Origin of the sequence: Halomonas sp. AOP5-B2-8 (assembly GCF_052376475.1) — a bacterium.
GTDB classification, from domain to species: Bacteria; Pseudomonadota; Gammaproteobacteria; order Pseudomonadales; family Halomonadaceae; genus Vreelandella; species Vreelandella casei.
This window is the reverse complement of sequence record NZ_JBQSVS010000004.1, coordinates 1-26,032: the sequence shown is the minus strand read 5'-3', so window position 1 is coordinate 26,032 and position 26,032 is coordinate 1. Positions and strand designations below refer to the sequence as shown.

23 protein-coding genes and 1 pseudogene are annotated in these 26,032 nt (G+C 52.8%); 17 read left to right on the top strand and 7 right to left on the bottom strand.

The features are described from left to right. Nucleotides 1-28 precede the first annotated feature (28 nt). Genes ACT3RP_RS10260 through ACT3RP_RS10250 form a run of 3 tightly spaced genes read left to right on the top strand, consistent with a single transcriptional unit; the run spans nt 29 to nt 3,148 of the window. Nucleotides 29-1,219, top strand: coding sequence for an amino acid ABC transporter permease (locus ACT3RP_RS10260; protein WP_441685487.1), 1,191 nt, complete (start codon nt 29-31; stop codon nt 1,217-1,219). Nucleotides 1,220-1,234: 15 nt separating this feature from the next. Continuing rightward, complete coding sequence (locus ACT3RP_RS10255; protein ID WP_441685489.1) at nt 1,235-2,335, top strand: amino acid ABC transporter permease; 1,101 nt, start codon at nt 1,235-1,237, stop codon at nt 2,333-2,335. A 36-nt stretch (nt 2,336-2,371) separates the two neighbouring features. After that, entirely contained in the window at nt 2,372-3,148 is a 777-nt protein-coding gene (locus ACT3RP_RS10250) for an amino acid ABC transporter ATP-binding protein (RefSeq protein ID WP_483393732.1), read from the top strand. A 42-nt stretch (nt 3,149-3,190) separates the two neighbouring features. On the opposite strand, the gene ACT3RP_RS10245 is transcribed toward ACT3RP_RS10250, so the two are convergent. Next, nucleotides 3,191-3,790 carry a histidine phosphatase family protein gene (locus tag ACT3RP_RS10245; protein ID WP_483393731.1) on the bottom strand — a complete coding sequence of 200 codons (600 nt, stop codon included), beginning with the start codon at nt 3,788-3,790 and terminating at the stop codon, nt 3,191-3,193. Nucleotides 3,791-4,031: 241 nt separating this feature from the next. Here ACT3RP_RS10245 and phnD point away from each other — a divergent pair, with 241 nt between their 5' ends. The 5 genes from phnD (at nt 4,032) to ACT3RP_RS10220 (ending at nt 7,990) form a co-directional block, all read left to right on the top strand. Further along, nucleotides 4,032-5,024 (top strand): phosphate/phosphite/phosphonate ABC transporter substrate-binding protein, encoded by a 993-nt coding sequence (phnD, locus tag ACT3RP_RS10240; RefSeq protein WP_483393730.1) that lies wholly within the window; start codon nt 4,032-4,034, stop codon nt 5,022-5,024. Between the two features lie 57 nt (nt 5,025-5,081). Then, nucleotides 5,082-5,879 (top strand): phosphonate ABC transporter ATP-binding protein, encoded by a 798-nt coding sequence (gene phnC, locus ACT3RP_RS10235; RefSeq protein ID WP_441685496.1) that lies wholly within the window; start codon nt 5,082-5,084, stop codon nt 5,877-5,879. Then, nucleotides 5,866-6,678: a phosphonate ABC transporter, permease protein PhnE gene (gene phnE, locus ACT3RP_RS10230; RefSeq protein ID WP_441685498.1), complete on the top strand. Its 813-nt coding sequence runs from the start codon at nt 5,866-5,868 to the stop codon at nt 6,676-6,678. The genes phnC and phnE (ACT3RP_RS10230) overlap by 14 nt, the downstream gene beginning before the upstream one ends. Beyond that, nucleotides 6,672-7,481 carry a phosphonate ABC transporter, permease protein PhnE gene (gene phnE, locus ACT3RP_RS10225; RefSeq protein ID WP_444671779.1) on the top strand — a complete coding sequence of 270 codons (810 nt, stop codon included), beginning with the start codon at nt 6,672-6,674 and terminating at the stop codon, nt 7,479-7,481. Before phnE (ACT3RP_RS10230) ends, phnE (ACT3RP_RS10225) begins: the two co-directional genes overlap by 7 nt. 80 nt (nt 7,482-7,561) lie before the next feature. Beyond that, nucleotides 7,562-7,990: a host attachment protein gene (locus ACT3RP_RS10220; protein WP_483393729.1), complete on the top strand. Its 429-nt coding sequence runs from the start codon at nt 7,562-7,564 to the stop codon at nt 7,988-7,990. Between the two features lie 29 nt (nt 7,991-8,019). Here the strand turns inward: ACT3RP_RS10220 and ACT3RP_RS10215 are convergent, their stop codons facing one another. Beyond that, nucleotides 8,020-8,946 (bottom strand): LysR family transcriptional regulator, encoded by a 927-nt coding sequence (locus ACT3RP_RS10215; RefSeq protein ID WP_235040743.1) that lies wholly within the window; start codon nt 8,944-8,946, stop codon nt 8,020-8,022. Nucleotides 8,947-9,112: 166 nt separating this feature from the next. Between ACT3RP_RS10215 and ACT3RP_RS10210 the strand changes: the two genes are divergently transcribed. Next, the gene (locus ACT3RP_RS10210) at nt 9,113-9,889 is read left to right on the top strand and encodes a ferredoxin--NADP reductase (protein WP_192535838.1); all 777 of its coding nucleotides are present in this window, start codon (nt 9,113-9,115) and stop codon (nt 9,887-9,889) included. A gap of 137 nt (nt 9,890-10,026) precedes the next feature. On the opposite strand, the gene glnK is transcribed toward ACT3RP_RS10210, so the two are convergent. The 3 genes from glnK to ACT3RP_RS10195 all read right to left on the bottom strand — a co-directional run bounded on the left by glnK (nt 10,027) and on the right by ACT3RP_RS10195 (nt 12,178). After that, entirely contained in the window at nt 10,027-10,365 is a 339-nt protein-coding gene (glnK, locus tag ACT3RP_RS10205) for a P-II family nitrogen regulator (protein ID WP_441685505.1), read from the bottom strand. Nucleotides 10,366-10,547: 182 nt separating this feature from the next. Next, the gene (locus ACT3RP_RS10200; RefSeq protein ID WP_441685507.1) at nt 10,548-11,795 is read right to left on the bottom strand and encodes an ammonium transporter; all 1,248 of its coding nucleotides are present in this window, start codon (nt 11,793-11,795) and stop codon (nt 10,548-10,550) included. 44 nt (nt 11,796-11,839) lie between these two features. Next, nucleotides 11,840-12,178, bottom strand: a complete 339-nt coding sequence (locus tag ACT3RP_RS10195) for a P-II family nitrogen regulator (protein WP_096277138.1) — start codon at nt 12,176-12,178, stop codon at nt 11,840-11,842. A 346-nt stretch (nt 12,179-12,524) separates the two neighbouring features. On the opposite strand from ACT3RP_RS10195, the gene ACT3RP_RS10190 reads away from it, so the two are divergent. From ACT3RP_RS10190 to ACT3RP_RS10170, 5 genes are all read left to right on the top strand, one after another. Then, nucleotides 12,525-12,842, top strand: a complete 318-nt coding sequence (locus tag ACT3RP_RS10190) for an accessory factor UbiK family protein (RefSeq protein WP_441685509.1) — start codon at nt 12,525-12,527, stop codon at nt 12,840-12,842. A gap of 161 nt (nt 12,843-13,003) precedes the next feature. Continuing rightward, nucleotides 13,004-15,121, top strand: a complete 2,118-nt coding sequence (locus ACT3RP_RS10185) for a TonB-dependent receptor (protein WP_441685511.1) — start codon at nt 13,004-13,006, stop codon at nt 15,119-15,121. Between the two features lie 32 nt (nt 15,122-15,153). Then, nucleotides 15,154-16,068, top strand: coding sequence for a helix-turn-helix transcriptional regulator (locus ACT3RP_RS10180; protein WP_483393728.1), 915 nt, complete (start codon nt 15,154-15,156; stop codon nt 16,066-16,068). Between the two features lie 172 nt (nt 16,069-16,240). Beyond that, the gene (locus ACT3RP_RS10175) at nt 16,241-18,361 is read left to right on the top strand and encodes a TonB-dependent siderophore receptor (RefSeq protein ID WP_444671776.1); all 2,121 of its coding nucleotides are present in this window, start codon (nt 16,241-16,243) and stop codon (nt 18,359-18,361) included. A gap of 129 nt (nt 18,362-18,490) precedes the next feature. Continuing rightward, a complete protein-coding gene (locus ACT3RP_RS10170) occupies nt 18,491-19,366 on the top strand; it encodes an ABC transporter substrate-binding protein (protein WP_444671775.1) in 876 nt (291 codons plus the stop codon). Nucleotides 19,367-19,383: 17 nt separating this feature from the next. Here the strand turns inward: ACT3RP_RS10170 and ACT3RP_RS10165 are convergent, their stop codons facing one another. Next, nucleotides 19,384-21,447 carry a TonB-dependent siderophore receptor gene (locus ACT3RP_RS10165; protein WP_444671774.1) on the bottom strand — a complete coding sequence of 688 codons (2,064 nt, stop codon included), beginning with the start codon at nt 21,445-21,447 and terminating at the stop codon, nt 19,384-19,386. Between the two features lie 197 nt (nt 21,448-21,644). Here ACT3RP_RS10165 and ACT3RP_RS10160 point away from each other — a divergent pair. The 3 genes and pseudogenes from ACT3RP_RS10160 to ACT3RP_RS10150 form a co-directional block, all read left to right on the top strand. Beyond that, nucleotides 21,645-22,493: pseudogene (locus tag ACT3RP_RS10160) on the top strand (YifB family Mg chelatase-like AAA ATPase); the annotation flags it as partial. Nucleotides 22,494-22,580: 87 nt separating this feature from the next. Further along, nucleotides 22,581-24,365, top strand: coding sequence for a hypothetical protein (locus ACT3RP_RS10155; protein WP_096277126.1), 1,785 nt, complete (start codon nt 22,581-22,583; stop codon nt 24,363-24,365). Nucleotides 24,366-24,477: 112 nt separating this feature from the next. Further along, nucleotides 24,478-24,765, top strand: a complete 288-nt coding sequence (locus tag ACT3RP_RS10150; RefSeq protein ID WP_096277124.1) for a hypothetical protein — start codon at nt 24,478-24,480, stop codon at nt 24,763-24,765. 103 nt (nt 24,766-24,868) lie between these two features. On the opposite strand, the gene ACT3RP_RS10145 is transcribed toward ACT3RP_RS10150, so the two are convergent. Beyond that, nucleotides 24,869-26,005, bottom strand: coding sequence for a hypothetical protein (locus tag ACT3RP_RS10145; RefSeq protein WP_192526916.1), 1,137 nt, complete (start codon nt 26,003-26,005; stop codon nt 24,869-24,871). Between the last annotated feature and the right edge of the window lie 27 nt (nt 26,006-26,032).

The window sequence follows — 26,032 nt, the reverse complement described above, 5'->3', positions numbered from 1 at the left end:
GACCTTCCGTGTAGCGGAGACGCCATCCATGTCGGTAAGACCCAACATTCGCCACGCCGGCCACAAGCCGCCGTTTTGGCGAGATCGCGCTAAGCGCGCACTTATTTTCCAAATCATTTTGATCGCCGTTGTCGCGGCTTTCCTGGCCTACATTATCCACAATACCCAAGCCAACTTGAATGCTCGGGGCATTACCACCGGCTTTGGATTTTTGAGTAACACGGCGGGCTTCGGCATTGTTCAAAGCCTGATCGATTACTCCTCGCAAAGCTCCTACGGCCGCACCTTCGTGGTTGGCTTGATCAATACGCTGCTGGTCGGCGGGCTGGGCGTCATCGCCGCGTCCATTATTGGCTTTACTGTCGGCATAGCGCGTTTGTCACCCAACTGGCTGATCGCACGCTTAGCCAACGCCTATATCGAAACGTTTCGTAATATTCCCGTGCTGCTGCAGATCTTTTTCTGGTATTTCGCGGTACTGCGCACGCTGCCCGGCGCCCGGGATAGCCTGGCCTTTGGTGAAGCCTTCTTTCTGAATGTTCGCGGGCTTTATCTACCCCAGCCGCTGTTTGAATCCGGTTTTGGGCTGATTCCCGCTACGTTTGTAGTCGCGATTATTGCCAGCATCGCACTGATTATTTGGAACAGGCGCCGTCATGAAGCCACCGGCAAACGCCTGCCCGCCGGTTTGCTATCGCTGGTAATCATTTTTGGCCTGCCGCTGCTGGTGCTAATCGCCACCGGCGTGCCGGTCACTTGGGAAATGCCTGAACTGCGCGGCTTTAATTTCCGAGGCGGCATTACCATCATTCCCGAGTTCCTGGCGCTGTGGCTGGCACTGTCTATCTATACCGCATCGTTTATCGCCGAAATTGTGCGCTCAGGTATCCAGGCTATTCCCCATGGACAGACGGAAGCGGCACAGGCACTGAGCTTGCCGCGCAAACTGGTATTACGTCTGGTGGTCATTCCACAGGCCATGCGCGTCATCATTCCGCCGCTCACTAGCCAATATCTTAACCTGATTAAGAACTCGTCACTGGCCACCGCCATCGGCTATCCCGACCTAGTATCGGTGTTTGCCGGCACTACGCTCAATCAGACCGGTCAGGCAATCGAAGTTATTGCCATGACCATGGCGGTTTATCTTGTCATCAGCTTGCTGGTGTCCATGTTCATGAACTGGTTCAACGCTCGCGTTGCGCTGGTTGAACGCTAGGCCGGAGGCGACACCATGATTCACAACAAAGACACCATCCCTCAGCGCCCGGCGCCTAAAGGCACGATTGGCCCGATCGCCTGGCTGCGCGGCAACCTGTTCAATGGGCCCGTCAATAGCATCTTCACGCTCTTGGGGCTGTATGTGCTGTATCTATTGATCGTACCCACGATTCAATGGGCCTTTATTGACGCTGACTGGGTGGGTTCCAGCCGCGAAGACTGCTCTCGAGTAGGCGCTTGCTGGGTATTCATTAACGCGCGTTTTTCACAGTTCATGTACGGCCTATACCCCAGCAGCGAGTACTGGCGGCCCAATATTGTGTTTACCATGTTTGCGGCCATTATTGCCTGGATGGTCATTCCACGCCTGCCGTTTAAACGTTGGGTGGTGCTATTGGCTCTGCTGGTATTCCCAGTGATCGCCTACGTGCTCCTACACGGCGGCTACTTTGACCTGCCGCGTGTTTCAACGCATCGCTGGGGCGGTCTGATGCTGACGCTGCTATTGGCCACCGTCGGCATGGTAGGGGCACTGCCTATTGGCATTGTATTAGCGCTCGGGCGACGCTCGAATATGCCTATCGTCAAAACGTTCTGCGTGATTTTTATCGAGTTTTGGCGCGGTGTCCCGCTCATCACCATTTTGTTTATGGCCTCGGTGATGCTGCCCCTGTTCCTACCCTCCGAAATCAGCGTGGATCGCCTTGTGCGTGCCCTGATCGGCTTAACGCTGTTCCAGAGTGCCTATATGGCGGAAGTTATTCGCGGCGGCTTACAGGCCATCCCCAAAGGCCAGGACGAGGCCGCAGCGGCGTTAGGCATGACCTATTGGAAACGTATGGGCCTGATCGTCATGCCTCAGGCGTTGAAAATGATGATCCCTGGCATCGTTAATACGTTTATCTCACTGTTTAAAGACACCACTCTGGTCATGATCATCGGGTTGTTTGACCTGCTGGGCATCGTGCAAGCGGCGCTTTCCGACTCGAACTGGCTGGGCTTCTCGCTCGAGGGCTACGTCTTTGCCGCATTCGTGTTCTGGATCTTTTGTTTCAGCATGTCGCGCTATAGCCAGTATTTGGAGCGCAAGCTCAATACCGGCCATAAGCACTAACGCTGCCTCTCTTTACGTTTTAAGTAGGATTTCAACATGACACAAGCAGCCACCAACACCTCTGACACCAGTGCTTCTGACCTGATGGTCGAGATGCGCAACATCAACAAGTGGTACGGCGACTTCCACGTACTGCGCGATATCTATCTGGAAGTAAAACGCGGCGAGCGTATCGTGGTATGCGGCCCTTCGGGCTCAGGAAAATCAACGTTAATTCGCTGCATCAACCATCTCGAAGAGCATCAAAAGGGTGAAATCGTGGTGGGCGGTATACCGCTGACCCAAGATGTGAAACGCATTGAGCAGATTCGCCGCAGTGTCGGCATGGTATTCCAGCACTTCAATTTGTTCCCGCATTTAACGGTACTGGAAAACTGCTGTATCGCGCCGATGTGGGTACAAAAGAAGCCGCGTAAAGAGGCCGAAGCACTGGCGATGGAGTACCTAGAACGGGTGCGTATTGCCGAGCAGGCCACTAAGTATCCGGGGCAGCTTTCCGGCGGTCAGCAGCAGCGTGTGGCGATTGCCCGCTCGCTGTGTATGCACCCCGACGTCATGCTGTTTGACGAGCCGACCTCTGCACTTGACCCTGAGATGATCAAGGAAGTACTCGACGTTATGGTCGAGCTTGCGGAAGAAGGCATGACCATGATCTGTGTAACCCACGAAATGGGCTTCGCCAAAAAAGTGGCTGACCGAGTGATCTTTATGGATCAAGGGCAAATTATAGAAGAGAACGCGCCTGAACCCTTTTTCAATAACCCGCAGTCAGAGCGGACCCAGCTGTTCTTAAGCCAGATCCTGGGCCACTAGCTAAGTGGCGAATATGCATGCTTTTTTACGCCTGTATTTCGCTTACTTCTGCTCGCCTAGCGGCGTAATACTGGCTGGCATTAACGGCGTTTGCTGGCGATGCTGGCTCAATGGCTTTTCAGCCAGGGCGGTCAATAGGATTTGCAACGGGTCACCGTGGCTAACCAGCAAGATCGTTTCTCCGCTGACCTTTTGCTCCCACTCACGGACCACTGCCTGCATACGCCCGGCAACGCTGCTAACGGCTTCAACCTGATGGTGTTGATGCTCGGCATCCTGAGCATCTAATGCCCATATGCGGGGATAATGTTCGTCTCTCTGCCCGTCTAACTCACCGAAATGGCGTTCTCTTAAACGCGTATCCACGCTGAGGGCTAGTCCAAACGCGGCGGCCACGCGGGCAGCGGTCTGGGTAGTACGTAGGAAATCAGAATGAATAACGCGCGTGGGCCTAGGCCACTGCCAGTCGATCACCACCTGGGCAAGCTGCTGCTCACCATGTTCGGAAAGGCCAAAATCGGCTACCCCGCGCTCAGGTGAACTAATGATCAGTCCTTGCTGATTAGCCTGGCTATGGCCGTGGCGCATTAATAAATAGCGGTTACGCCAATGGTCTGAGAGTGACTGTAAAGTATTTGACATATGTTCGTCTTAAACCCTAAATTGAAGGTGTCTGTTTTCGGAAATAACCATTTTTCGTGCAAAATGTCCACTTACGAAACGTAGTTTGCGTCGTCTCAAGTGAAAACCACGAAGATTACAAAGCGAAATAACTACTCAGTTTTCAAAGACACGCTGCATTCAAAGACGTATCAAGCAGTAAAAGCAGCAAGGCTTTAATAAAACAGCAAGGCACAAAAACAACGCACAAATGAGGCTTACTATGGCAACTTCGCTTTTCTGCAAGCGCCCGCTTGCACTGCTGACAGCGGTATCCCTGCTTCCGCTAGTCCTGCTATCTACCCATGCCTATGCGGAATGTGAGCGTGGTGATTTAGACGCCATTTATTGTGATGAAAATGGTGATATGGTCGCCGACCTACCCGCTGATGAGGCGGAATGGGCCAATCCAGATACGCTAATTTTTGCCTACACGCCGGTCGAAGATCCCGCTATCTATACCGATATCTGGCAGCCGTTCATTGATCATCTAGCAAAGGTCACCGAGCGCGACGTACGCTTTTTCGCGGTGCAATCTAACGCTGCCCAGGTAGAGGCTATGCGCAGCGGCCGGCTACATATCGCCGGCTTCTCCACAGGCCCCACGCCCTTTGCAGTTAACCTTGCGGGCGCCGTTCCCTTCGCGCTGATGGGATCAGATGACGGGCAGTTTGGCTACACGTTACAGCTGTTTACGCACGTGGACTCCGATATTCACGAGTTGGAAGATCTTAAAGGCAAGCGCGTCGCCCACACATCGCCAACGTCCAACTCGGGCAACTTAGCGCCCCGCGCACTGCTTCCTGAACTTGGCATTACCCCGGATGAAGACTACGAAGTGGTCTATTCGGGAAGTCATGATCAGTCGATGCTCGGCGTTGTGGCGAAAGATTATGATGCCGCCCCCGTCGCCTCTGAAGTTGTTGATCGGATGGCCGCACGTGGCCTCTACGATGCCGACGACGTGCGCCTGATCTACGAGTCCGACCGCTTCCCCACCACCTCCTATAACTACGCTTATAACCTAGATCCCGCTTTAGTCGAAAAAATAGAAGAAGCCTTTTTCACCTTTGACTTTACTGGCACCGAGCTTGGCGAAGAGTTCGAAGGCGTCGAGAAGTTTATTCCTATCAACTACAAAGACAACTGGCAGGTGATTCGCACCATCCAGGCAGCTAATAACGTCAGCTATACGCCCGAAAACCTGGAAGAGTAAAACGTAACGCACCGCTACTGGCGGTGCGGTTATTTTCTCGACGATGGAAGCGAACACATGCTGGAAATTACCAATCTGGTCAAACGCTATGGCCACGATGAAGCCGTACTTAAAGGGCTTGACCTAAAGGTAGAAGGAAACAGCGTTGTTTCTATTGTAGGCGCCTCAGGTGCAGGCAAAAGCACCATGCTGAGATGTATCAACCGTCTGGTCGAGCCGACTTCCGGCTCTATCAAACTCAACGGCACTGAGCTTGTGAATTTGAAAGGCGGTGATTTACGCCGCGCTCGACGCAAGATTGGCATGGTGTTCCAAGGCTTTAATCTTTTAGACCGCTTAACCGTGATGGAAAATGTGCTGGCCGGGCGGCTAGGCTACGTCAATCTCTACCAGGCGATTTCGCGCCGCTATCCCAAGGAAGACATTGAACGCGCGTTTGTGCTGATGGAGCGCGTCGGTATTGCCCATTATGCCAATAAGCGTGCCGATGAGCTTTCTGGTGGCGAGCGCCAGCGGGTCGGCGTGGTACGTGCACTGATGCAAGAGCCTGAAGTCCTGCTGGCCGATGAGCCCACGGCCTCATTGGACCCGCGCACGTCTGAGCAAATTATGATCTTGCTGCAAAGTTTGGCCAGCGAGCTCTCGCTGCCGGTGCTGATTAATATCCACAACGTTGCTCAGGCAAAAACCTACACCGAACGGATTGTCGGTTTACGCCACGGCAAAATGATTTTTGATGGCCTACCCGCGGACTTCAATAAAGACGCCTTAGATGCCATCTACGGGGGCATTGAAGCGCCAGACGATGCAATCACGGATACGCCCGTCGAGGAGCGCTCCCATGACTCCGCCTGACGCCCATCCAGCGACGCCCCGCACGTGGAAAAAACCACCGTTTATCGCTAACCCTCTGCTGCGCTACGGGCTAATCATTGTCGCAGCGGTGTACTTGGTGTGGGCCTTTGGCTCGCTGCCGTTCAACTGGGCGCGTATTTCTGAAGGCCTACCCCGCGCTGCGCGCATATTTAGCGGCGGCTTTCCTCCTAGTCTGGAGCGCTATGGGCTGCTCATTACGGGGTTTAAAGAGAGCTTTCAAATCGCTATTTTGGCCACCCTTCTGGGGGTTTTTCTATCGATCCCCTTTGCGGTGATGGCCGCACGAAATATCGCCCCAATGCCTATTTATATCATCGGCAGAGCGGTGATTATTATATCGCGTAGCTTTCACCCGGTGATTGTGGCGATCCTCTTTGTGGCCGCCGTTGGGTTTGGTCCGCTGGCAGGCGTTCTCACGCTAACCCTCTACTCGATTGGCTTTGTGGGCAAACTGCTCGCTGAGGAAATCGAAGAAATTGACTGGGGCCAAGTGGAAGCCATGAAGGCCGCCGGGGCAGGCTATGTAGCCATTCTGTTCTATGCGGTATTCCCACAGATTCTGCCGCGCCAAGTGGGCCTTTCGATGTACCAACTCGACAGCAACCTGCGTGCCTCTGCGGTCGTAGGGATTGTCGGTGCTGGTGGCATTGGGGGCACGCTAATGAATGCCTTTGGGCGCTACGACTACGATTTCGCCTTTGCGATTTTGCTCATTATCATCGCGGTCATTTTGCTCAGTGAAGGTGTCAGCGGCTGGGTAAGGAAAAAAATATGGTAGATCACGCACAGCAGCTTGCCGATCGCGTTTGGCAACGCTATGACCGCAAACAGCGCCTTACTCGCTACGCCGTACTGCTCGCCACCGTCATGCTGGTGGTATGGGCCGTGCGCGATATTGATATTTTCTGGCCCTGGGTATGGGACGCACCAAATCAAATCTCCAACCTGGGCGCGCGCATGTGGCCACCCAGTGCAGCGGGTTTCAACAATATTATCGCAGCGCTGGTCGAGACTGTGCATATCGCGACTCTGGCCACTTTCCTAACTATTTTTTTAGCGCTACCGGTGGCTTTCATTGCCGCTCAAAACACCACGCCAAACCGTGCGTGCCTATGGTTGGGGCGTTTCATACTCGTCTCCAGTCGCTCGGTGAATACCATAATTTGGGCACTGCTGTTTGTGGCCATTTTTGGCCCCGGCGTGTTAGCGGGCATTCTCGCCATCGTGTTTCGCTCTATCGGTTTTATCGGCAAGTTGATGGGCGAAGCCATTGAGGAGATCGACCGCAAGCCGGTAGAAGCGATGGAAGCCACCGGCGCGTCCAAAGCCAAGGTGATTGCCTATGCGATTGTGCCGCAAGTCATGCCCGCCTTTTTTGCCATTGTGATACTGCGCTGGGACATCAACATCCGTGAATCGACGGTGCTGGGGCTTGTTGGTGCGGGTGGCATCGGGGTTATTTTGCAGGGCGCTATTGATACTTTCGCTTGGCCAACCGTAGCGACGATATTGATTGCGATCATCGTGTTGGTGCTGATTGGTGAGGCCATTACCAGCCTTCTACGCAGCAAGGTGCTGTAGCAGATTGTGCAAGCGTTTGACCTATCGTCAAACGCTTGCCATGGTTAAAGCACCATCAATGACCAGGAGGATGCACAGTGATGACAACCTATATTGTGGTAGCCGACGCCGCTCGCGCGCGTATCTTTACGCGTGATGCGCTGACGCTTGAAGAGCACGAAAGCCTGGTTCACGCACAAGGACGGCTGCACGAAGGGGATCTGGTCACCGATCGGCGCGGCGACATGCACGATGCTACGTCCACCACATCACGCTCAGCTGGAGAAGAAGGCTCAGCCTCCAAGCACGAAAACGAGCTCTTTGCGAAAGAGGTTGCCAATCATCTGTACGCCGCCCGTGTGGATAACCGCATGGAGAAGCTCATTATGGTGGCACCGCCCAAGTTTTTAGGTTTGCTACGCGACAAAATCGATGGCCCCACTCAGAAGCTAGTCATTCACTCGCTTTCGAAAGACCTTAGTAAAGCGTCACTTGAAGATATCCAGGCTGCCGTCAGCGATTTACGCTAAGCGAACAGTTAAACATTCATTTAAAATGGTTAAGGAATCGGCGGCAGCGAGATATCGTCGCTGCGCTTGGCGCCGGCCGTCATCTCACGGCAGAGGCGTAGAAACTCGCGCACGCCCGTCGTGAGATATTTATGCCTATGCCAGATAAATGTGAATTGACGCCTTAGATCCAACTCCGGCGTAGGCAGGGGCACTAAGCTGCCGCGCCGAAAGGCATCGCGCAGCGCTAGGCGCGAAACGCAGCCAATCCCTAAGCCCGACTCCACGGCACGCTTAATACCCTCAGTATGTTCAAGTTCCAGTAGAGTATTGAACCGGCTACGCCGGTGGCGGGCGGCATGCTCGAGCGTCATACGCGTGCCGGAGCCCTCTTCGCGCATGATCCAGTCCTCACGCAACAGCTGCTCAAGTTCAAGATGTTCCAAGCCTGCCAGCGGGTGGCGCGGCGAGCAAAAAACACACAGCTCGTCCTCCACCCACGGCTGGCTGATAATCATATCATCGTCGCACTGCCCTTCAATTAATCCTAAATCTAGCGAGTGCTGACGCACGCCTTCGATAATATGGCGGGTATTGCGCACCGCCAGGCGAACACGGCTGCCGGGATGGCGCTGCATAAAATCGCTGATTAAAAGGGTGGCCAAATAGTTACCTATCGTCAACGTGGCTCCTACATCCAGCGACCCCACGCCCTGCTGCCCGCGCAGCAGCTCTTCGATCTCTTCACCCCGGTCAAGCAACGCGACGGCTTTGGGCAATAGTTGAAACCCCAACGCGTTGAGCTTTAAGCGCTTACCCACTCGGTCCAGCAGTTGGCAGTCAAACTGGCGCTCAAGCTCAGCCAGCGACGTACTGGTCGCTGACTGAGACATCACAAGCGCCCGCGCCGCCTGAGAAACGCTTTCATGCTGAGCTACCGCCACAAACACTTCCAATTGACGCAGGGTATAGTGCATAAATCCGGCCTATATCTATTTTATAGATAAGAGTTATCAATATAATTTACTTAACAGATATATCATTACTCACTTAGAATTACCGACAATATATTTAATAATTTTTATTCTTTTTAAGAATAACGCTGCGGCAGTTTAGTCACCGCAGCGGCTAATGGAGATCCGCATGAGCAAGTTTGCCCTAGAAGAAGTTCTCAGCGTTCACCACTGGAACGACACGCTATTTAGTTTCCGCACCACGCGTGAGCGCAGCCTTCGCTTCAAAACGGGTCAGTTTGTAATGATCGGCCTAGAAGTCAACGGCAAGCCGTTAATGCGTGCTTACTCGATTGCCAGCCCCAACTATGAAGACCACCTAGAGTTCTTCAGCATCAAGGTGCCCGATGGCCCGCTGACTTCACGTCTGCAACACTTAAAAGTGGGCGACCAGATTATGGTTAGCCGCAAGCCCACTGGCACGCTGGTCTGCGACGACCTGCTGCCGGGGCGAAACCTGTATATGCTGTCTACCGGTACGGGCCTCGCGCCCTTTATGAGCCTGATTCAAGACCCTGAGGTTTACGAGCGCTATGAAAAAGTGGTGCTGATCCACGGCGTGCGTGAAGTCTCTGAATTGGCCTATGCCGACTTCATCACCAAAGAGCTGCCGGCCCACGAATACCTAGGCGAGGATATTGCTAAAAAGCTGGTTTACTACCCCACCGTCACCCGTGAAGAGTTTCACACCATGGGACGCCTGACCGACCACATCCGTTCCGGCAAGCTGTTTGAAGATACTGGCCTGCCGCCCATTGATCCGCGTCAAGACCGCGCGATGATCTGCGGCAGCCCTGCGATGTTAGACGACACCAGCGCCTTACTTGATGAGCTGGGGCTGAATATTTCGCCGCGCATGGGCGAACCCGGCGACTACGTGATCGAGCGTGCCTTTGTAGAGAAGTAATTTGTTGGTAAGTGGTGAATAGTGAATAGACAAAATTCTCTACATCATCACTAGGACGACAAAGCCCCTGATGGAGATTATCCACAGGGGCTTTGTGCTGCTTATCACTCACGATTTATAAAGCGCCACTCAATCGTTTAAACCGCGTCTTTTCCCGTTTCACCGGTACGGATGCGAATGACCTGCTCTAGCGGTATGACGAAGATTTTCCCATCACCAATTTTACCCGTGTTAGCGACCTGGGTGATGGCATCAATGACTTGTTCCGCCATATCGTCGTCCACCGCTACTTCCAGCTTCACTTTAGGTAGGAAATCCACCACATACTCAGCGCCGCGATAAAGCTCGGTGTGACCTTTCTGACGACCAAAGCCCTTAACTTCCGTCACCGTAATGCCCTGTACGCCGATCTCGGAGAGAGACTCGCGCACGTCGTCTAACTTAAATGGCTTGATAATAGCAGTGATCAATTTCATTACGAAAATCCTCTCTAACTAGGTGGCCGTGATGGGCTTTACTGTGCGGCGGCGGATGGCCCGCTAACGACCAGCATACACCGCTATGGGAGGAGAATAAAAAGGCCTCCCCAAAAGGGGAGGCCATGAGAACAACACTTGCTCATTTAGGCGTCTTAAAATTGCTTTTTGGCGCCACCTAATTATTTTTTAACACTAAACTCTGGGTAGGCTTCGAGACCGCACTCAGCGATATCGACACCCTCATACTCTTCTTCTTCACTAACGCGCACGCCCATGATCGCTTTGAGAATAAGCCATACCACCAGGCTAGCAAGAAAGACCCAGGCAAAGATGCCCACAATGCCAATGATCTGAGCACCAAAGGTTGCATCGGCATTGTTCAGCGGTACTGCTAACACACCCCAGATACCGACCACACCATGAACAGAGATAGCACCGACAGGATCATCCAGTTTCAGCTTGTCCAGTGTCACGATGGCAGCGACAACGATGATGCCACCTATCGCGCCAATCATCGCCGCACTCAAAGCAGAAGGAGAAAGCGGATCGGCAGTAATGGCGACGAGGCCCGCCAATGCACCGTTCAACGCCATGGTGAGGTCCGCTTTACGGAACCACAGTTTCGCCAGAATAAGCGCGGCAATGACGCCACCCGCAGCGGCCGCATTAGTGTTAACAAACACCTGTGCCACGTTGTTAGCGGAACCGATATCCGACATTTTTAGCTCTGAGCCACCGTTAAAGCCAAACCAGCCCATCCACAGAATCAGTGTGCCTAGCGCCGCCAGCGGCATGTTGGCGCCGGGAATAGCATGAATCGAACCATCTTTACCGTACTTACCTTTACGTGGCCCTAGCACCAATACACCGGCTAGCGCAGCAGCGGCCCCAGCCATGTGCACAATGCCCGAACCGGCATAGTCAGAGTAGCCCGCTTCAGCCAACCAGCCGCCGCCCCATGTCCAATAGCCAGATACTGGATAGATCACCGCGGTCATGACAACCGCAAAGGCCAGGAATGCCCACAGTTTCATACGCTCAGCCACCGCTCCAGACACAATCGACATGGCCGTTGCGACAAACACAACCTGAAAGAAGAAGTCGGCTCGCATGGAGTAATATGGAGCATCGTCGCCACCTGCGGTGACGGCATCAATGCTGTTTTCGGCACCAATCAAGAAGCCCAGGTTTGGCAGGAAGCCACCGGCAGAGCTTGAGTACATGATGAAGTAGCCAACCAGCAGGTACATGGTGCAGGCAATAGCAAACAGTGCGATGTTTTTGGTTAGAATTTCTGCCGTGTTTTTCGAACGCACCATGCCCGCTTCAAGCATGGAGAAACCAGCGGCCATCCACATGACTAGCACGCCGCAAATTAAGAAGTAAAAGGTATCGAGTGCGTAGCTTAGATCAGCCAATTCATTCATTGTTAGTTCTCCGTTGAACTAAAAAAGTACCCTGTGAGTGCGGTTTAAACGGCATCTGCGCCGCGTTCACCGGTACGAATACGGATCACGTCTTCTAGCGGCGTCACAAAGACTTTGCCGTCGCCAATCTTGCCGCTGTTAGCAGCGTTACAGATCGCATCCAGTACGCCCTCTAGGCGATCATCGTCTACGGCCACTTCCACTTTCACTTTGGGTAGAAAGTCGACCACATACTCGGCACCGCGATACAGTTCGGTATGACCTTTCTGACGACCAAAGCCTTTTACTTCGGTAACGGTAATGCCCTGCACGCCGTTATCGGCGAGTGCTTCACGAACGTCGTCGAGCTTGAATGGCTTGATGATAGCGGTGATGAGTTTCATCCCGGATCTCCCCTGCTGGATAAGTCCTGCTAGATTAGTAGCGGCGCAGCCGCCAGAATAAGCACCTGAACCGTTAATGCGCATACTGTGCCAGCTGATTTTTTTTAATTTAAAATCATTTAGTTAACATAAAAAAAATGGTTTTTAATGGCCGATTTTGCGTAAAATCATTACCGTAACAGCCCTGGCGCACCAAAAAAGAGCGTAAGCAAACGTTGCCCGCCCTATTTAGATGCAAATCACGCACAAGACAGTAAACGCACGCGGCACATGCGAAGTCGCCCACTGTTGCGTATCCTTACCGGTAAGCAATTATCTTTTATGTGTGACCCATTAGGAGAGAGCCATGGCGCCTCAAGACCGTATTAGCCGACTGGCACAGCAGATTGGCGACCGCTTACAGAACGCATCTCAAGCGCCGGAAGATATTCAAAAAGGCGTACAGCAAGTGGTTCGCAGCGCGTTTGATCGCCTTGAGCTGGTCTCACGCGAAGATTTCGATATTTTGATGGATGTCGTACAGCGCACACGAACGCGCGTCGAAGCGCTGGAACGCCAAGTGGCAAACTTGGAAGCCGTGATTGAAACGCAGCAGGCCGCAGCGCCGTCACCCACACCGACGGCCGACAAGCCTGTCTCTAGCGGCCCGTCAGACAACCAGTAATGCACTTCGCGGCGGCCTAAATCGCCGCCGCGTAGCTCAGAGCAGCAGAGAAGCTAGCAACGCTTGTTATTTCCAAAAACAATGAGAACATTTATCATTGCGTTTTAGACTGTCAATGATTAGGATCACTGCCAATAACAAACCTGTTCTCTGGAAAACTCATGAAACGCTATCTCGTTGTAAGCGCTAGCCTTTTGAGTAGCGCTTTTCCTCTGCTTGCCTATTCGCAAACCCCGTTTGGACATACTGAGCAGGAAACCATGGTGGTGGTCGGCTCGCGCACGCCAACACAAATCAGCCAGATTCCCGGGGCGGTGCACGTTGTCGAAAGCCGCGAGCTTCAGCAGCAAATCAATGCTGGCGGCGACCTTAAAACGGCGCTGGGCAGGCTGGTACCGGGGCTTGATTTTGGTCCCCAGGGTCGCACCAATGCAGGGCAAAACATGCGTGGGCGCAGCGTGCAGGTGCTGATTGACGGCGTTTCATTGAATAACTCACGCGGCTTGTCACGCCAGTTCGATGCCATTGACCCGTTTAATATCGAGCGTGTCGAAGTGCTTTCCGGCACCAGCAGCCTTTACGGCGGGGGCGCGACGGGCGGGTTGATCAATATCATCACCAAACAAGGCGAAAGCGGTCGTCCTCATTTCGAGTCTCAGGCCAGCGTGACCAGCGGATTCAATACTGGCCATGACGTTGATCGGCGGCTTTCTCAATCGGCTAGCGGTGGTAATGAAACAGTGCAGGGCCGCATTGGCGTATCGCTAGTGGAAAATGGCCGCCAGTATGATGCCGGTGGCGATGAGATTTTTCCCGATATCGCCCAGAGTGACCTGCAAGACAACCGCAGCCTAGATATTCTTGGCAACCTGCGCATTGAGCTGAGCGATGAACAGACACTGATGCTTAGCGGCCAACTCTACGAGTCAGGCAAGCAGGGTGACCGTGGCCTTTACTTCCCTGATTTGGCTGCCGCAACGCCCAGTCTAGAGAATGCCGATATCCGCGATGGCTTTAGCGCTGACCGAGAGCCGCGCACTGATCGCAAGATGTTTAGTGCCAACTATCATCATGCCAACTTGCTTAACCAAGATTTCTATCTTCAGGTCTACCATCGTGAAGAGGAATCTAGCTTTCACCCCTTCCCGTATGCGGCGCCTGGCGGTGGCTACTATTTCGCGGCCTCCCAGCAGAACACCACTTTAAGCGGCTTAAAAGCGTTGTTTTCGGCCGACCTCAGCGACTCACTAAACCTGACCTACGGCGCGGATCTGGACCGGGAGTCGTTTGATGCCTCGCAGATGCGTTTTGACCGCGTCGCCAGTGATGCCAGCGGCGGCCTCATCCAGCGCACTGGCAGTATTACGCCACGCTACCCAGGCTTTGAAGTTGATACGGTCGCACTGTTTGCACAAAGCGAGTGGTGGGCAACGGATCAGCTGCAGTTGAGCGGCGGCATCCGCCACCAGCAAATGGGTGTTGAGATAGACAACTTCAACAGCGTGCCGGGCGGCTCCAGCGACTACGACGTGACGCTTTACAACCTCAGCGCACTCTACGACTTTGACAACGGCCACCAAAGTTGGCTCGGCTACTCAGAAGGCTTTGAGCTGCCCGACCCATCCAAGTATTACGGCCGTGCCGGCCAGACCGTCGCAGACAACCCGCTTAAGGGCATTAAGGCACAACAAGTCGAGCTGGGTTGGCGCTATAGGGGCGGCGACTGGCTGACCCAGGCGGCGGCTTACTACGCCTGGTCGGACATCGCCATGAAGTTGGATAGCGACCTCAATGTTACTCAAATCGACGATGATCGGCGCGACTACGGCTTAGAAGCCTCTGTGACACGCTTTATTGGCGATCATTGGGAAGTGGGCGGCACTCTGCATGCGCTGGTCTCCGAGCAAAAAGTCGATGGCAGCTGGCAGGATCGCGGCATTACCGTTGCTCCTTATCCCTCTCAGGATAGCCTGACCACTCACGTAGCATGGAGCGATAATCAGCGTACGCTGCGCCTTCAGGGCAGCCACGCTCGGGATTACGAAGACGCCGATGGCGATCGTATTGATGGCTTTACCCTGTTTGATCTGATTGGCAGTCAGGACACTGACTTTGGCACGGTTAGCCTGGGTATCAGCAACCTGGCCGATAAGCAGTATTCTACGCCTTGGGGGCAACGCGCAGTTGGGTTCTATTCACCCAATTACGGACCGGAATATCTTTACGATTATCAGGGCCGCGGGCGTACATTTACGCTGGGCTGGTCGCTCGATTACTAGGTATATTGCAACGTTATGGATGTATCGCACCGATGCCAACGCTTACATCGTTAACTCCGGCCACGCTTAGCCAGCTAGGGCATAAATACGGCATCGACTACTTACACCCTGGGGAGGCGTCTGACTGCCCGCTCGCACACGGCAGCGTCAGCGATTTATCGCTGCCTCCTGCGCTGCACCTCACACTGTCGGATCTTGAGGTTCGTCATCGCTATCTCTCGCGCTCAACTCAGTCCGTGCCATGGTTTATGTGTGTGGTTATGGATGGCCGTATTAATATCAGTCAAGGCCATACGCAACTCACTATCGGTGCCGGCCAAGGGCTGTGCGCGCACTTCACTCCGCAGGCACCGCTGATTGTCGAACAGCCCGCTCAGGTGCGGCTGCGCACGCTGAATATTGCCGTTCTGGCAACCGCTCCCTATGCGCTACCAGGCGCACATGAGCCACAACTGCGCACCTGGACACTGCCACCGGCGCTCTTTACACAGCTACTTGCCACAAGCGAACATCCGCTGGACGACTGGCGCCAGTCGCTGCTCTGGCATGGCCTTTCATTACAGCTACTTGGCTATGGGCTACCCACGCCATCTACCTTTGATTTCTCACTTACGCCCGGTCTTAAAGCGCGCGAGAACGAGCGGCTCGCTCAGTTGCATGAAACCCTATGCAACCATCCGATGGCCGAGTACTCCCTTAAAGCACTGGCCCGCAGCATGGCCATGAGCCAGAGCAGCCTGCGTCAAAAGTTTCGCGACCGATACGGCTGCACCATCTTTGATCATTTACGCCGCTGCCGCCTGCAAGAGGCCTATCGTCAATTAGAAAACGACTATAGCGTTCAACAGGTCGCCCACGCCTGCGGGTATTGCCACGCAACCAACTTTGCGACCGCCTTCAAGCGGCAGTTTGGTATCGCCCCCACGGCGGTTATCAGCCGGTGCTAATGGTTTTCCCTGCCCGCGCTGTGGGTATCTTTGCGCAGCAAGTTCCTTCGCACCGCGCTTTTTGTCATATCCAATAGCTTCTTTGTCATCGCGCATACCTTTCCCTAGCAATTAAGAGCAATAATTCTCATTAACATATTAGTTAATTGCTTCTCCTTGCAGGTACACCGTCATGCCCTTAGCGCCTCGCCGCTCCCCACACGCCTCTCTGTTCTTATGCTCTCCGCTAAGTGCCGCCGTTCTTGCCGTACTCAGCGTTACACCCGCGATTGCACAAGAGGCAACGTCGCTGGGCACGGTCACCATCACGGCACAGCAAGCCGCGACAAAAGTAGCAACGCCGTTTATTGAGACGCCGCAAAGCGTTTCCATGATTACCCGTGAGCAAATGGATAATCGCGGGGTAAGCACAGTGCAACGGGCCACAGACTACACGCCAGGCGTATACTCCAACCAAGTGGGCGCGTCCAATCGCTTTGACTATCTGGTGCTACGCGGCTTTTCTGATGGCAGTTTAAGCAATACGTTTTTAGACGGCCTAAAAGTCATGGGCGATGCCAACTCGCACAGCAGTATGCGCATCGACCCGTGGTTTTTGGAAAGTATTGAGGTGGTGCGCGGCCCCGCATCGGTACTCTACGGGCGCGCCTCACCCGGCGGCGTGGTGGCCTTGAACAGCAAACGGCCCGAGTTTGAACAAGGCGGTGAGCTGCGCTTTAGAGTGGGTAATAACAACCAGCGCAGCGCGGCGTTTGATGTCACCGGCCCCATTGGCGCTGAGCAACGCGTAGCATTCCGCTTAACCGGCATTGCCAGCGCTGCTGATACTCAATTTGGTCCAACGGAAGAGCAGCGCTACGCTATTGCGCCTCGGCTAACCTGGGACATCACCGACGATACTAGCCTGACTGTCGAAGCCTACCTTCAGGACGAACCCGAAGGCGGCTACCACTCTGGCGTTCCTTATGAGGGCTCAGTGGTGCCACGCAACGGGCGTAAAATCAGCAATAACTTCTATGACGGCGAAGCAGACTACGATGCCTACGAGCGTACTCAGCGAATGGTCGGCTACTCGCTAGAACACCGCTTCAACGATCAAGTGACGGGCCGCCAGATGTTGCGCTATCTCAACTCTGACGTCGTGCTTAACCAAGCCTATGGCTTTGGCTGGTCCTCACCGACCTCCAACGAATTGAATCGCTATTACTCCGGCAGTAACGAGTCCCTTGAAGCGGTGACGGTTGATAACCAGCTGGAAGCGCGCCTCAGCAGCGGTGTTGTCGATCACACACTGCTCTTCGGGGTCGATTACCAGCAGCGTGAAAATGACGTTTCATGGCCATCCGGCGCGTTCCCTTCCCTGAATGCGTTCGAGCCAATCTACGGTAGCGATCCGCTCGCGTTTTACGACCCGATTCGTGAACAACATAAAATCGAACAAACCGGGGTTTATTTACAGGATCAAATCGCCGTCGATAACTGGCGCTTCACGCTGGGCGCGCGCTACGACTGGGTTAGCATTGATAACACCAACCTCGATACCGACGATACGAGTTCACTCAGTGACACGCAGTTTAGCGGCCGTGCCGGCGCCGTTTATCTATTCGATAATGGCGTGGCCCCTTATTTGAGTTACTCCACTGCGTTTACCCCGACCAGTTTCGTCGATGAAAGCGGCAATTTACTCTCTCCCATGGAAGGCGAGCAGTGGGAAACCGGGGTGAAATACCAGCCCAACGGTAGCGCCAACCAGTACAGCGCGGCCATTTTCCATATCACTCAGGAAAACGTAGCGACTAAAGAGCAGCCGAGCGACCCTTACCGCGCCGTGGGTGAAATTGAATCCCAAGGGCTTGAACTGGAGGCACAAACGCAGCTCACCGATACGCTCTCGCTTCAGGCAGGCTATAGCTTCACCGACATCACCTACGCTAAAAGCGACGACGGCAACCAGGGTAACAACGCGATTTACTCACCGCGCCATCAAGTACAGGCATGGGCTCACTATGCAGCCAATGACGGCTGGCTAAACGGTGTCGATATGGGCGTTGGCGTGCGCCATTACGCAGACATCGCCGCCGATCGTGCCAATACTGAAACGGTGCCAGACTATACGCTAGTCGATGCCACCATCGGTTACGACCTAAGCCACGTAGGTGTTCCGGGCGTCGAAACACGCTTAAACATTAGCAACATGCTGGATAAAGATTACGTCGCCTCGTGCAACTCGCTTGATTACTGCTACTTCGGCGCTGAGCGCGGTGTGACGGCTAGCGTTCACTACCGTTTCTAAGCCTCGCTATGCACAACCACACGCCCAGGCCAATAGGCCTGGGCGTTGCTGTTTCTGAATTAGGTTTGCAAACAATAAACATTATCGTTTAAATATATCGCTTATATTCCTGGATGGCCTTCCTCCCTCATGCGCCACACCCCCCTGCTCGTTTTATGTGCTAGCTGCGGACTGTTCGCCGTATATCTGCTGACCGTTTCTACCGCGCACGCCCAGGTTGCCACGGTAGATTGGACCATTGCCGAAACGCTGCTGGCGATCGATGCACCTGTCAGCAGCATCGCCCAGCAGGCTGACTACCACGCCTGGGTGGGCAAACCTCGCATTCCGGAAAGTGCTACCGATATGGGCCTGCGCACGCAGCCTAATCTGGAGCTTTTGTCCCAGCTGCCCCCCGAGCAGCTGCTGATTTCCCCCATGTTCGCGAGCTTAGCGCCGCGCTTGGAGAAAGTCGTACCGGTCACATCGCTGGCGCTCTATTCACCCGGCGCAGATATCTGGCAGGAAATGCAGGCGCTGACCCGCGAGCTGGGCGAAATAACCGACCGCGAAGCGGCGGCAGAGCAGTTGATCAATGACACTCAAACGCTGATGGCGTCGCTACGCCAGGCACGGCCGGATACCGCACCGCTGTTGATGGTGCAGTTCATGGATGCGCGTCACGTGCGTGTCTTTGGGCAAAGCAGCTTGTACAACGCCGTGCTTGAGCAGCTAGCGCTGCCCAATGCATGGGAGCAAACGACCAACGCCTGGGGATTTTCACTGGTGGGCGTTGAAGCGCTGGCGCACTATCCCGAGGCAACCATCGTGATCATCGATCCCTTACCCGCGGGGGTAGAAGCAGAGCTGGCTAGCAGCGGCCTGTGGCAACAGCTGCCTAACGTCAAAAACGCTAACCTGCTGCGCCTGCCGCCGGTATGGAGCTTTGGAGCGCTGCCATCTGCACAGCGCTTTGCACAAGAACTGACCGCCGCGTTGGAAGAATCTCATCGCAGCGATCAGTAGCTCACGCGTTAAACGGCTTACCAGCGGTAGCTAACGCTGCCGATGACGCTGCGTGATTCACCGTAGTAGCACCAGAATTCGCAGCTCGCAACGTACTCTTTATCGGTCAGGTTATTGACGTTAATCTGTGCCTGCCAGCCATCGGCAAACTCGTAGCCGACCATGGCATCCACTAGCGTGTAGCTGCTCACATCGCTACTACTATTATCCGCATCGACGCTGCTGCCTACGTAGCGCACGCCGCCGCCCAGCGTTATGCCATCGAGCGCGCCCCCGGTCACCGCATAGTCCAGCCAGGTGGATGCTTGATGGCGTGGAATTAAGCTGGCGCGTCGATCATCTTCCAAGCGCGAATCGTTATAGGTGTACGCAGCGGTGACCTTAAGGTCATCCGTTACGTAGCCTACCCCCTCCAGCTCAAAGCCTTGGGACGTACGCTCGCCTTCCTGCACCTGAAAACCTGCCGGCGAGTTGACTAGCGTGTTGCTTTCTTGGAGATCAAAAACCGCCGCGGTGATATAGCCATCCCAGCTAAACGGTGCGACCTTCACACCCACTTCCCACTGCCGGCCTTCGCGCGGCTCGTAGAGATCGCCGCTGCTATCGACGCGGCCTACCGGGTCAAACGACTCGGTATAGCTGACGTAAGGGTTAATGCCATTTTCACCCAGGTACATCGCACCACCCGACCACGATACCTGATCATCATCTGAGCGCTGCGTGGTATCGGCGGTTACATTGCGATTTTCCGTTTCCGCCTGATCATAGCGAACGCCGCCTAGCAGCACCCACCGGTCGTCTAAGCGCAGCTGGTTTTGCGCATAAAAACCGGTTTGCTCTTTGTCGATCTCACGGGTGAGCAGATCATCCTGACCAATGGGCGTGAAATTGCCGTACGTCGGATTAAAAATATCGATCGGCTCACCGAAGGCGTAGTTATCTGCTTCCTGACCCTTCAAGGCGAGGTTTTGATAATCAACGCCTAGTAGCAAAGTATTCTCGGTGCGGTCCGTATACCAGGTGCCCACAACGCGGTTGTCGACCGTCCAGCTGTCGATGTTGCCATCACGATAAACGTGCCCGCGGGAAGCACGCCGATCATCGACCATCGAGAGTACATAGGTGCTGCGTAGATCTAGGTCGAGCTCGCTGTAGCGCAAATCTTGCTCAAACGCCCAGGTATCATTAAGGCTATGCCTCAATTCATAGCCTAGCCCCCACTGGGTGCGTTTATCCTGATCGTAGCCCGGCTCGCTTAAATTAGTTTGTGGGTCAATGCGGCCAAAAGGCGTGTTTTGTACGGTGCCGTAAGGCAGTTTAAAGCCGTTAACGGGGACACCGTCGTCTTTTTGCACGCTGGCCAAAAACGTCACGGTAGTGTCTTCGCTCACGTCCACTGCTAGGCTCGGTGCAAAGTAGTAACGCTCGTTGTCCGTCGCATTTAAATCGCCATCGCGCTCCTTATACAGGCCCACCATGCGGTAACGTACGTTGTCAGACTCCCCCAGCGGCCCGCTGGTATCAATACCAATTTGACGATGATTACGATTACCCAGCTGGAAATTCACCTGCCCCTGCGGCGTTTGCGTTGGGCGCTTGCTCACCGCGTTAATCAGCCCGCCGGGAGGTGCTTCGCCGTATAGAATCGACGAAGGCCCTTTAAAGACGTCCACTCGTTCCAGGCCAAACGGTTCAGGCAGCCACTGATAGAAGCCTTCTCGATAGATGCGCAAGCCATCTTGATACGTCGATTGATCAAAGCCACGCACCTTAAGCCAGTCAGTGTTGTTATCACTGCCGTAATGGCCCGCTAACACACCTGCACGGTAACGAAAGGTTTCGTCTAACTGCTGCACGTTACGCGCGTCTAGCTCTTCGCGGTCAACGCTAGAGACAGGGCGAGGCGTTTCAACCAACGGCGCATCTACTTTCAGCGCCGTGCCCACCACGACCATCGTGCCATTGTTAGCCGTGCCATCCTGGGCGCTAGCGGTAGAGCATAATAAAATGGCGGTGACGGGTATCAACGCAGCAGCAATCGAGCGCGCCAAAGGACGGCGGATAAACGGCAAAGCGGGCATAGTCGGCAAACTCATTATGAGGTTAGAAGGAAGCAGCAGAGTCAGTATAGTAAAGATCATGATAATCGTTTTTATTTGTATTAATCATATCGCCTTGACCGGCCCGCTATCAACGTCCTTTTAAATACGGTAGTTTAACGCTTACAGTAAAGTTTGCTTAGAAAGCCCTAGGGTTCAGATATTAGCGAGGAAAGGCGATGACGCTAGCCATTGTGGCCACGCGCGCAGGCGTGGGCTTAGACGCACCAGCAGTGCATGTGGAAGTACACTTAGCTAACGGCTTGCCTGGACTGACACTCGTAGGCCTTCCAGAAACCGCCGTCAAAGAAAGCCGTGAGCGCGTGCGCAGCGCCTTAGTTAATGCGGGCTTTGATTTTCCCAATACGCGGCGGATTACCCTCAACCTCGCGCCTGCCGACCTGCCCAAAGAGGGCGGCCGTTTTGATCTACCCATAGCGCTTGGGATTCTCGCCGCCTCGGGGCAGATTCCGGTTGAAACATTAGAAGGCATGGAATGTGCCGGCGAGCTGGCCCTAGACGGCAAGCTGCGCGCGGTGCCCGGAATACTGCCCTTTGCGCTGGCCACCCGGCGGGCAAAAAAAGCGCTGATTGTGCCCCGCGACTGCGCCGATGAAGCCGCGCTAGCGGGCGATCTACCGGTGCTGCCCGCCGATACGCTTTGGCAGGTCGTCGCTCACCTGCTTGATCAGGAGAAGATTTCACCGCATAGGCTCAGCGCCTCGGTGAAAGAGGCGGCAACGGTGGATGACCTTGCCGATGTGCGCGGCCAGCAGCAGGCGCGACGCGCGTTAGAAATCGCCGCGGCTGGCGGCCACAACCTACTCTTTGCCGGCCCACCGGGCACGGGCAAAACCATGCTGGCCAGCCGCTTACCGGGCATTTTGCCGCCGCTTTCTGAAGAAGACGCCTTAGAAGTCGCCGCCGTGCGTTCGGTCTGCGGCCTGCCCTTAGAAGCCGATTGGGGTAAAAGACCGTTTCGTCAGCCTCATCACAGTGCCAGCGCCGCAGCGCTGGTCGGTGGTGGTTGTGAATTACATTAATAAAAACGACTAAACAAAAAACTGCACGACTGGCATACTGCACTTAAGAAAAAAATAGGTGCTAATATTTGCATGGCTAGTCGAAATCTAATCACTAATTTTGAAGAATTTCCTCACGATGGTCGCCACTGGATGATACGGTGGGTAGATGGGTACCAATCGCATGAGGGACGAACATCAACCCCCTCTGTTGGCGTCAAGCTTTGTCCAGTAAGCTCGAACCCAAACAAACAAGAAATCTGCAAGCCTGCCAGCCTGAGTGAAGAGATCCTGGTACGCGCACATACGGGAATAGTTCCAGAGCTTGTTTTAGGTACCATATACAAAAATGGGCGCCTAATTGGTCGCGCTAATGCTCAAACTATTAATATTAATGCAGATTTAACAGATAACAGTTCTAGAATTGTTAAAGCAAACGATATCATGCCTGAAAGGCCAAGTTGGTGGAAAGATGAATTCCCATACCGTTGGATAGGGCAGTCAGAATACAATCTTGGAAAAGACTTTTCTAACAGCTACTGCGTTGTAATTCAGCAAGCACAAAGTACCTATATAATCCCTTGCCACGAAGTTTTTAGGGCCCTCATGGCACCCTCTTCTGAGTTCGCACTAGCATTAACAACGGGGCCATGGGCAACAACTAGGGAAAGAATTGTTAATATACAAAAAACTGGAACAATTTCCGATGACGAATGGTTGGTAATTTTAAGAAAGAGAATTAAGGATAAGTTTGCTGATAATGCAGCGAATCTCACTATTTCTGAACATGGCATTCAAGCAGCTAATGCTATTTATGCTAATGCCTTAAGGGCTACTGGTGAGTCTTATATATATGCAGGCATTCCTTTTCTAGTTAACAATTTTAAATTTTCTGTACGTGCAGTTCAAATACAATCAGAACCTAACAAATATCTTTGCTTGGAGATAATCTCAGCAACGTGGCCTTTTAGTAACTTGACAATCCACCATGGTCGCGACAATAGTGGCGAGACAGGCAAAGACACTATAGATTCAGATAAAGATAAGCCTTGGCCAAATGGCAGTCAGAACAACAGCAGCCCAAATGATGATTTAGCGATTTCTTCTAAAGAAGATCCTGCAGCGAATTCTGGGCTTGATGAAATCAGCTCTTTAGGGGTTGCTTGGAAAAACAAACCAGAATTAAAAAAAATTGAAAAAGAGGTTAGTTATAAATACCTTACAGGAAAAGTAACGCCTATTGAAAATCAATTTTTCAAGTATGGCACTTCTGGATTACCGACGCATGGAAATACAGAAACAAAGGAGGTTTCTGCGGAACAGGTCGGCCAAACAAACATGCCTTATAGGTTTTTGCAGTTAAAGAAAATGTTGAATCTGCTTCGCAATAAAAAAATAATAAGTAATCTTTTCTGCTATCAGCCACAAGAAGGCGGTCTGTTTAGAGATAACATTCTGACTTGGCCATTACCCAAAAGAGTTATAGACGAGTATCAAAAAAAACACAGAAGGGACAAATGGACCACGTTAACACTTTCAAAACATAGAAGCGTTTTAGTTTATCATTTTGACTACAGCGGAAGTAGAGTATTTCTTCTTGAAATTGAATGTAGAGAAAATGAGGGTGGGTACTGTGCGTTACTGCTTGAGATAACAGAAGAAAACCATCAAGCGACTATCAAAAAAGTTATAAACCACATAGCATTTTTCCGTGGAAATTTAAAAGGAGCTGAAAGTAAAATTCGAGCTTCTTCGGGTGTTTTAGATATGAAAACATGGGTACACGCATATAATAAAAAGCAAGATAGCAGTTCATCTATAAAGCCACTTAACCATGTAAGCTTCACCAAAGCTTTAAGAACGCTCACAGGCGAATAAAGACTAAAGTAATTTAAAATATATAAGCTAGGTGAAACGTACCGAAAGACGTCATCCAGAGGGCGGTTTTTGTAAGAGGCTACTTTAGCAGCCCTTCCGAAAGCCGCAATTCATGCTAAACAGCATTGCCCTCTTGCACCTTCAAACAATCCTGCCAGATTCACTATGCGACGATTTGGTCAGCCTCTGCGTGCCAGAAGAGACAGATATCCAGCGAAGCTATGTGGGATGCATCGACTCAACACGAATCGCCAAACAGGCACTACAGAGCGGGCGAGGAGTACTAGATCTTGTACGCGAAGAAGGGCTTTTAGACGACGCTACGCTGAGTGAAATTCAGCGTCCCGCGAACATGATTGCTTCGAGACAAGCAACACGAGTTACGCCGGTCAGCGGGTAACTTCCTTGTTTCGATAAGAGTAAGTGACCTGCCTAGATTTAAACCTTCAAGTGGCAGGTCACAGTAAGGTTATAATTACTTTACAAAAAAGTTAATGACCTATCTAGCCCAACAAGCCCTTAAGCGCTTCTTGTGCAGCATTATTTTCGTGCCCCACAAAAAAAGGATTATCTTTTATAACAGCGTTTTTCGCTAGATTGAGTGGTTGGAATGGATCTGAGGTAATATCAATCTGATAGTCCCTCAGAGATCTACCAAACTTACCCAGTGCAATGCATGTGACAGAATTAGCGCCTGCTTTACGCAAAAGTGCGGCGGCTACACCGAAAGACACCCCATGAGTAGTACAGTCATCTACCACTATGACATTACGCCCGGTGAGGTTACCGCGATATTTAGGGTTTAAATGAATAGTTTCTATCTGTTCGGTGGGATCAAGTCGATCTGTTCTTGAACCAGCTGACGACCGCTTAGTTGATGGTTTATGACGCACAAACAAGGGCTCTCCCTTTCTCGCCATACGAACTTTTGATACAGTTGTCCTTAAGCGATGCGTAAAATCGCTGAGTACCTCGCTATCACTGTTATCGCTAGCTGACGAAGGAAACACTCCCCAAAAAAGCTTTGGAAACGAGTCAACACCCTGAGTTAGCAGAGATCTCGCAACCATTGCAAGTAAGGCATTCAATCGAGGCCCCCCTTGTTTTATAGTACTAGTTAGATGCGCGCGAAATTGTTTTTGATCAAAGTCTTTTCCGAAAGTAGATAGATCTGAAAGAGCATGTACAGAATACGAAGCGCCTTGGCCATTGAACCACCACTTGCCATCCCACTCCGAAGTTAATCGAAGGGTTTCCTTAAGAGAACGTGCACAATCCACTTGAATACCGAGCTCAGACACTCTTGGGTCATTTGACCAACCGGCTGCAACCATAACCGCTTTACCATTCTTACCCATGGCAATGTCAGCTTGCGATCCAACTAGCACTAAGACATCTTGCGGCGCGATTTTTAGCTTTTCGGCAGTTCTTTTAATAATCCCTCCATTTTGCCGTCCTAGCTCTTGCTTAAATATTACACCGGTTTCGGCAAATAACTCATCAAACCAACCCGGTTTGGCGTTATTTGAGACAATCCCAACCTTATGATTATTTTGAGCTGCTTCTATCAAAACCTGTGCAATAGAGGGATCGGGGTCACCATTAATTAGCAGCGCACTGGGAGAGGTTACTATCAACATAGGCTTCTTTTCATATTGTTAAAGTGA

Coding starts and splice junctions, on each gene's coding strand:
- glnK (WP_441685505.1), bottom strand. CDS start 10,365: ATGAAATTGATCACTGCTATTATCAAGCCATTTAAGTTAGACGACGTG.
- ACT3RP_RS10185 (WP_441685511.1), top strand. CDS start 13,004: ATGAAACGCTATCTCGTTGTAAGCGCTAGCCTTTTGAGTAGCGCTTTT.
- phnE (WP_444671779.1), top strand. CDS start 6,672: ATGGTAGATCACGCACAGCAGCTTGCCGATCGCGTTTGGCAACGCTAT.
- ACT3RP_RS10155 (WP_096277126.1), top strand. CDS start 22,581: ATGGCTAGTCGAAATCTAATCACTAATTTTGAAGAATTTCCTCACGAT.
- ACT3RP_RS10190 (WP_441685509.1), top strand. CDS start 12,525: ATGGCGCCTCAAGACCGTATTAGCCGACTGGCACAGCAGATTGGCGAC.
- ACT3RP_RS10200 (WP_441685507.1), bottom strand. CDS start 11,795: ATGAATGAATTGGCTGATCTAAGCTACGCACTCGATACCTTTTACTTC.
- ACT3RP_RS10220 (WP_483393729.1), top strand. CDS start 7,562: ATGACAACCTATATTGTGGTAGCCGACGCCGCTCGCGCGCGTATCTTT.
- ACT3RP_RS10145 (WP_192526916.1), bottom strand. CDS start 26,005: ATGTTGATAGTAACCTCTCCCAGTGCGCTGCTAATTAATGGTGACCCC.
- ACT3RP_RS10210 (WP_192535838.1), top strand. CDS start 9,113: ATGAGCAAGTTTGCCCTAGAAGAAGTTCTCAGCGTTCACCACTGGAAC.
- ACT3RP_RS10255 (WP_441685489.1), top strand. CDS start 1,235: ATGATTCACAACAAAGACACCATCCCTCAGCGCCCGGCGCCTAAAGGC.
- ACT3RP_RS10175 (WP_444671776.1), top strand. CDS start 16,241: ATGCCCTTAGCGCCTCGCCGCTCCCCACACGCCTCTCTGTTCTTATGC.
- ACT3RP_RS10195 (WP_096277138.1), bottom strand. CDS start 12,178: ATGAAACTCATCACCGCTATCATCAAGCCATTCAAGCTCGACGACGTT.
- ACT3RP_RS10150 (WP_096277124.1), top strand. CDS start 24,478: ATGCTAAACAGCATTGCCCTCTTGCACCTTCAAACAATCCTGCCAGAT.
- phnC (WP_441685496.1), top strand. CDS start 5,082: ATGCTGGAAATTACCAATCTGGTCAAACGCTATGGCCACGATGAAGCC.
- ACT3RP_RS10245 (WP_483393731.1), bottom strand. CDS start 3,790: ATGTCAAATACTTTACAGTCACTCTCAGACCATTGGCGTAACCGCTAT.
- ACT3RP_RS10215 (WP_235040743.1), bottom strand. CDS start 8,946: ATGCACTATACCCTGCGTCAATTGGAAGTGTTTGTGGCGGTAGCTCAG.
- phnE (WP_441685498.1), top strand. CDS start 5,866: ATGACTCCGCCTGACGCCCATCCAGCGACGCCCCGCACGTGGAAAAAA.
- ACT3RP_RS10180 (WP_483393728.1), top strand. CDS start 15,154: ATGCCAACGCTTACATCGTTAACTCCGGCCACGCTTAGCCAGCTAGGG.
- ACT3RP_RS10165 (WP_444671774.1), bottom strand. CDS start 21,447: ATGCCCGCTTTGCCGTTTATCCGCCGTCCTTTGGCGCGCTCGATTGCT.
- ACT3RP_RS10170 (WP_444671775.1), top strand. CDS start 18,491: ATGCGCCACACCCCCCTGCTCGTTTTATGTGCTAGCTGCGGACTGTTC.
- phnD (WP_483393730.1), top strand. CDS start 4,032: ATGGCAACTTCGCTTTTCTGCAAGCGCCCGCTTGCACTGCTGACAGCG.
- ACT3RP_RS10260 (WP_441685487.1), top strand. CDS start 29: ATGTCGGTAAGACCCAACATTCGCCACGCCGGCCACAAGCCGCCGTTT.
- ACT3RP_RS10250 (WP_483393732.1), top strand. CDS start 2,372: ATGACACAAGCAGCCACCAACACCTCTGACACCAGTGCTTCTGACCTG.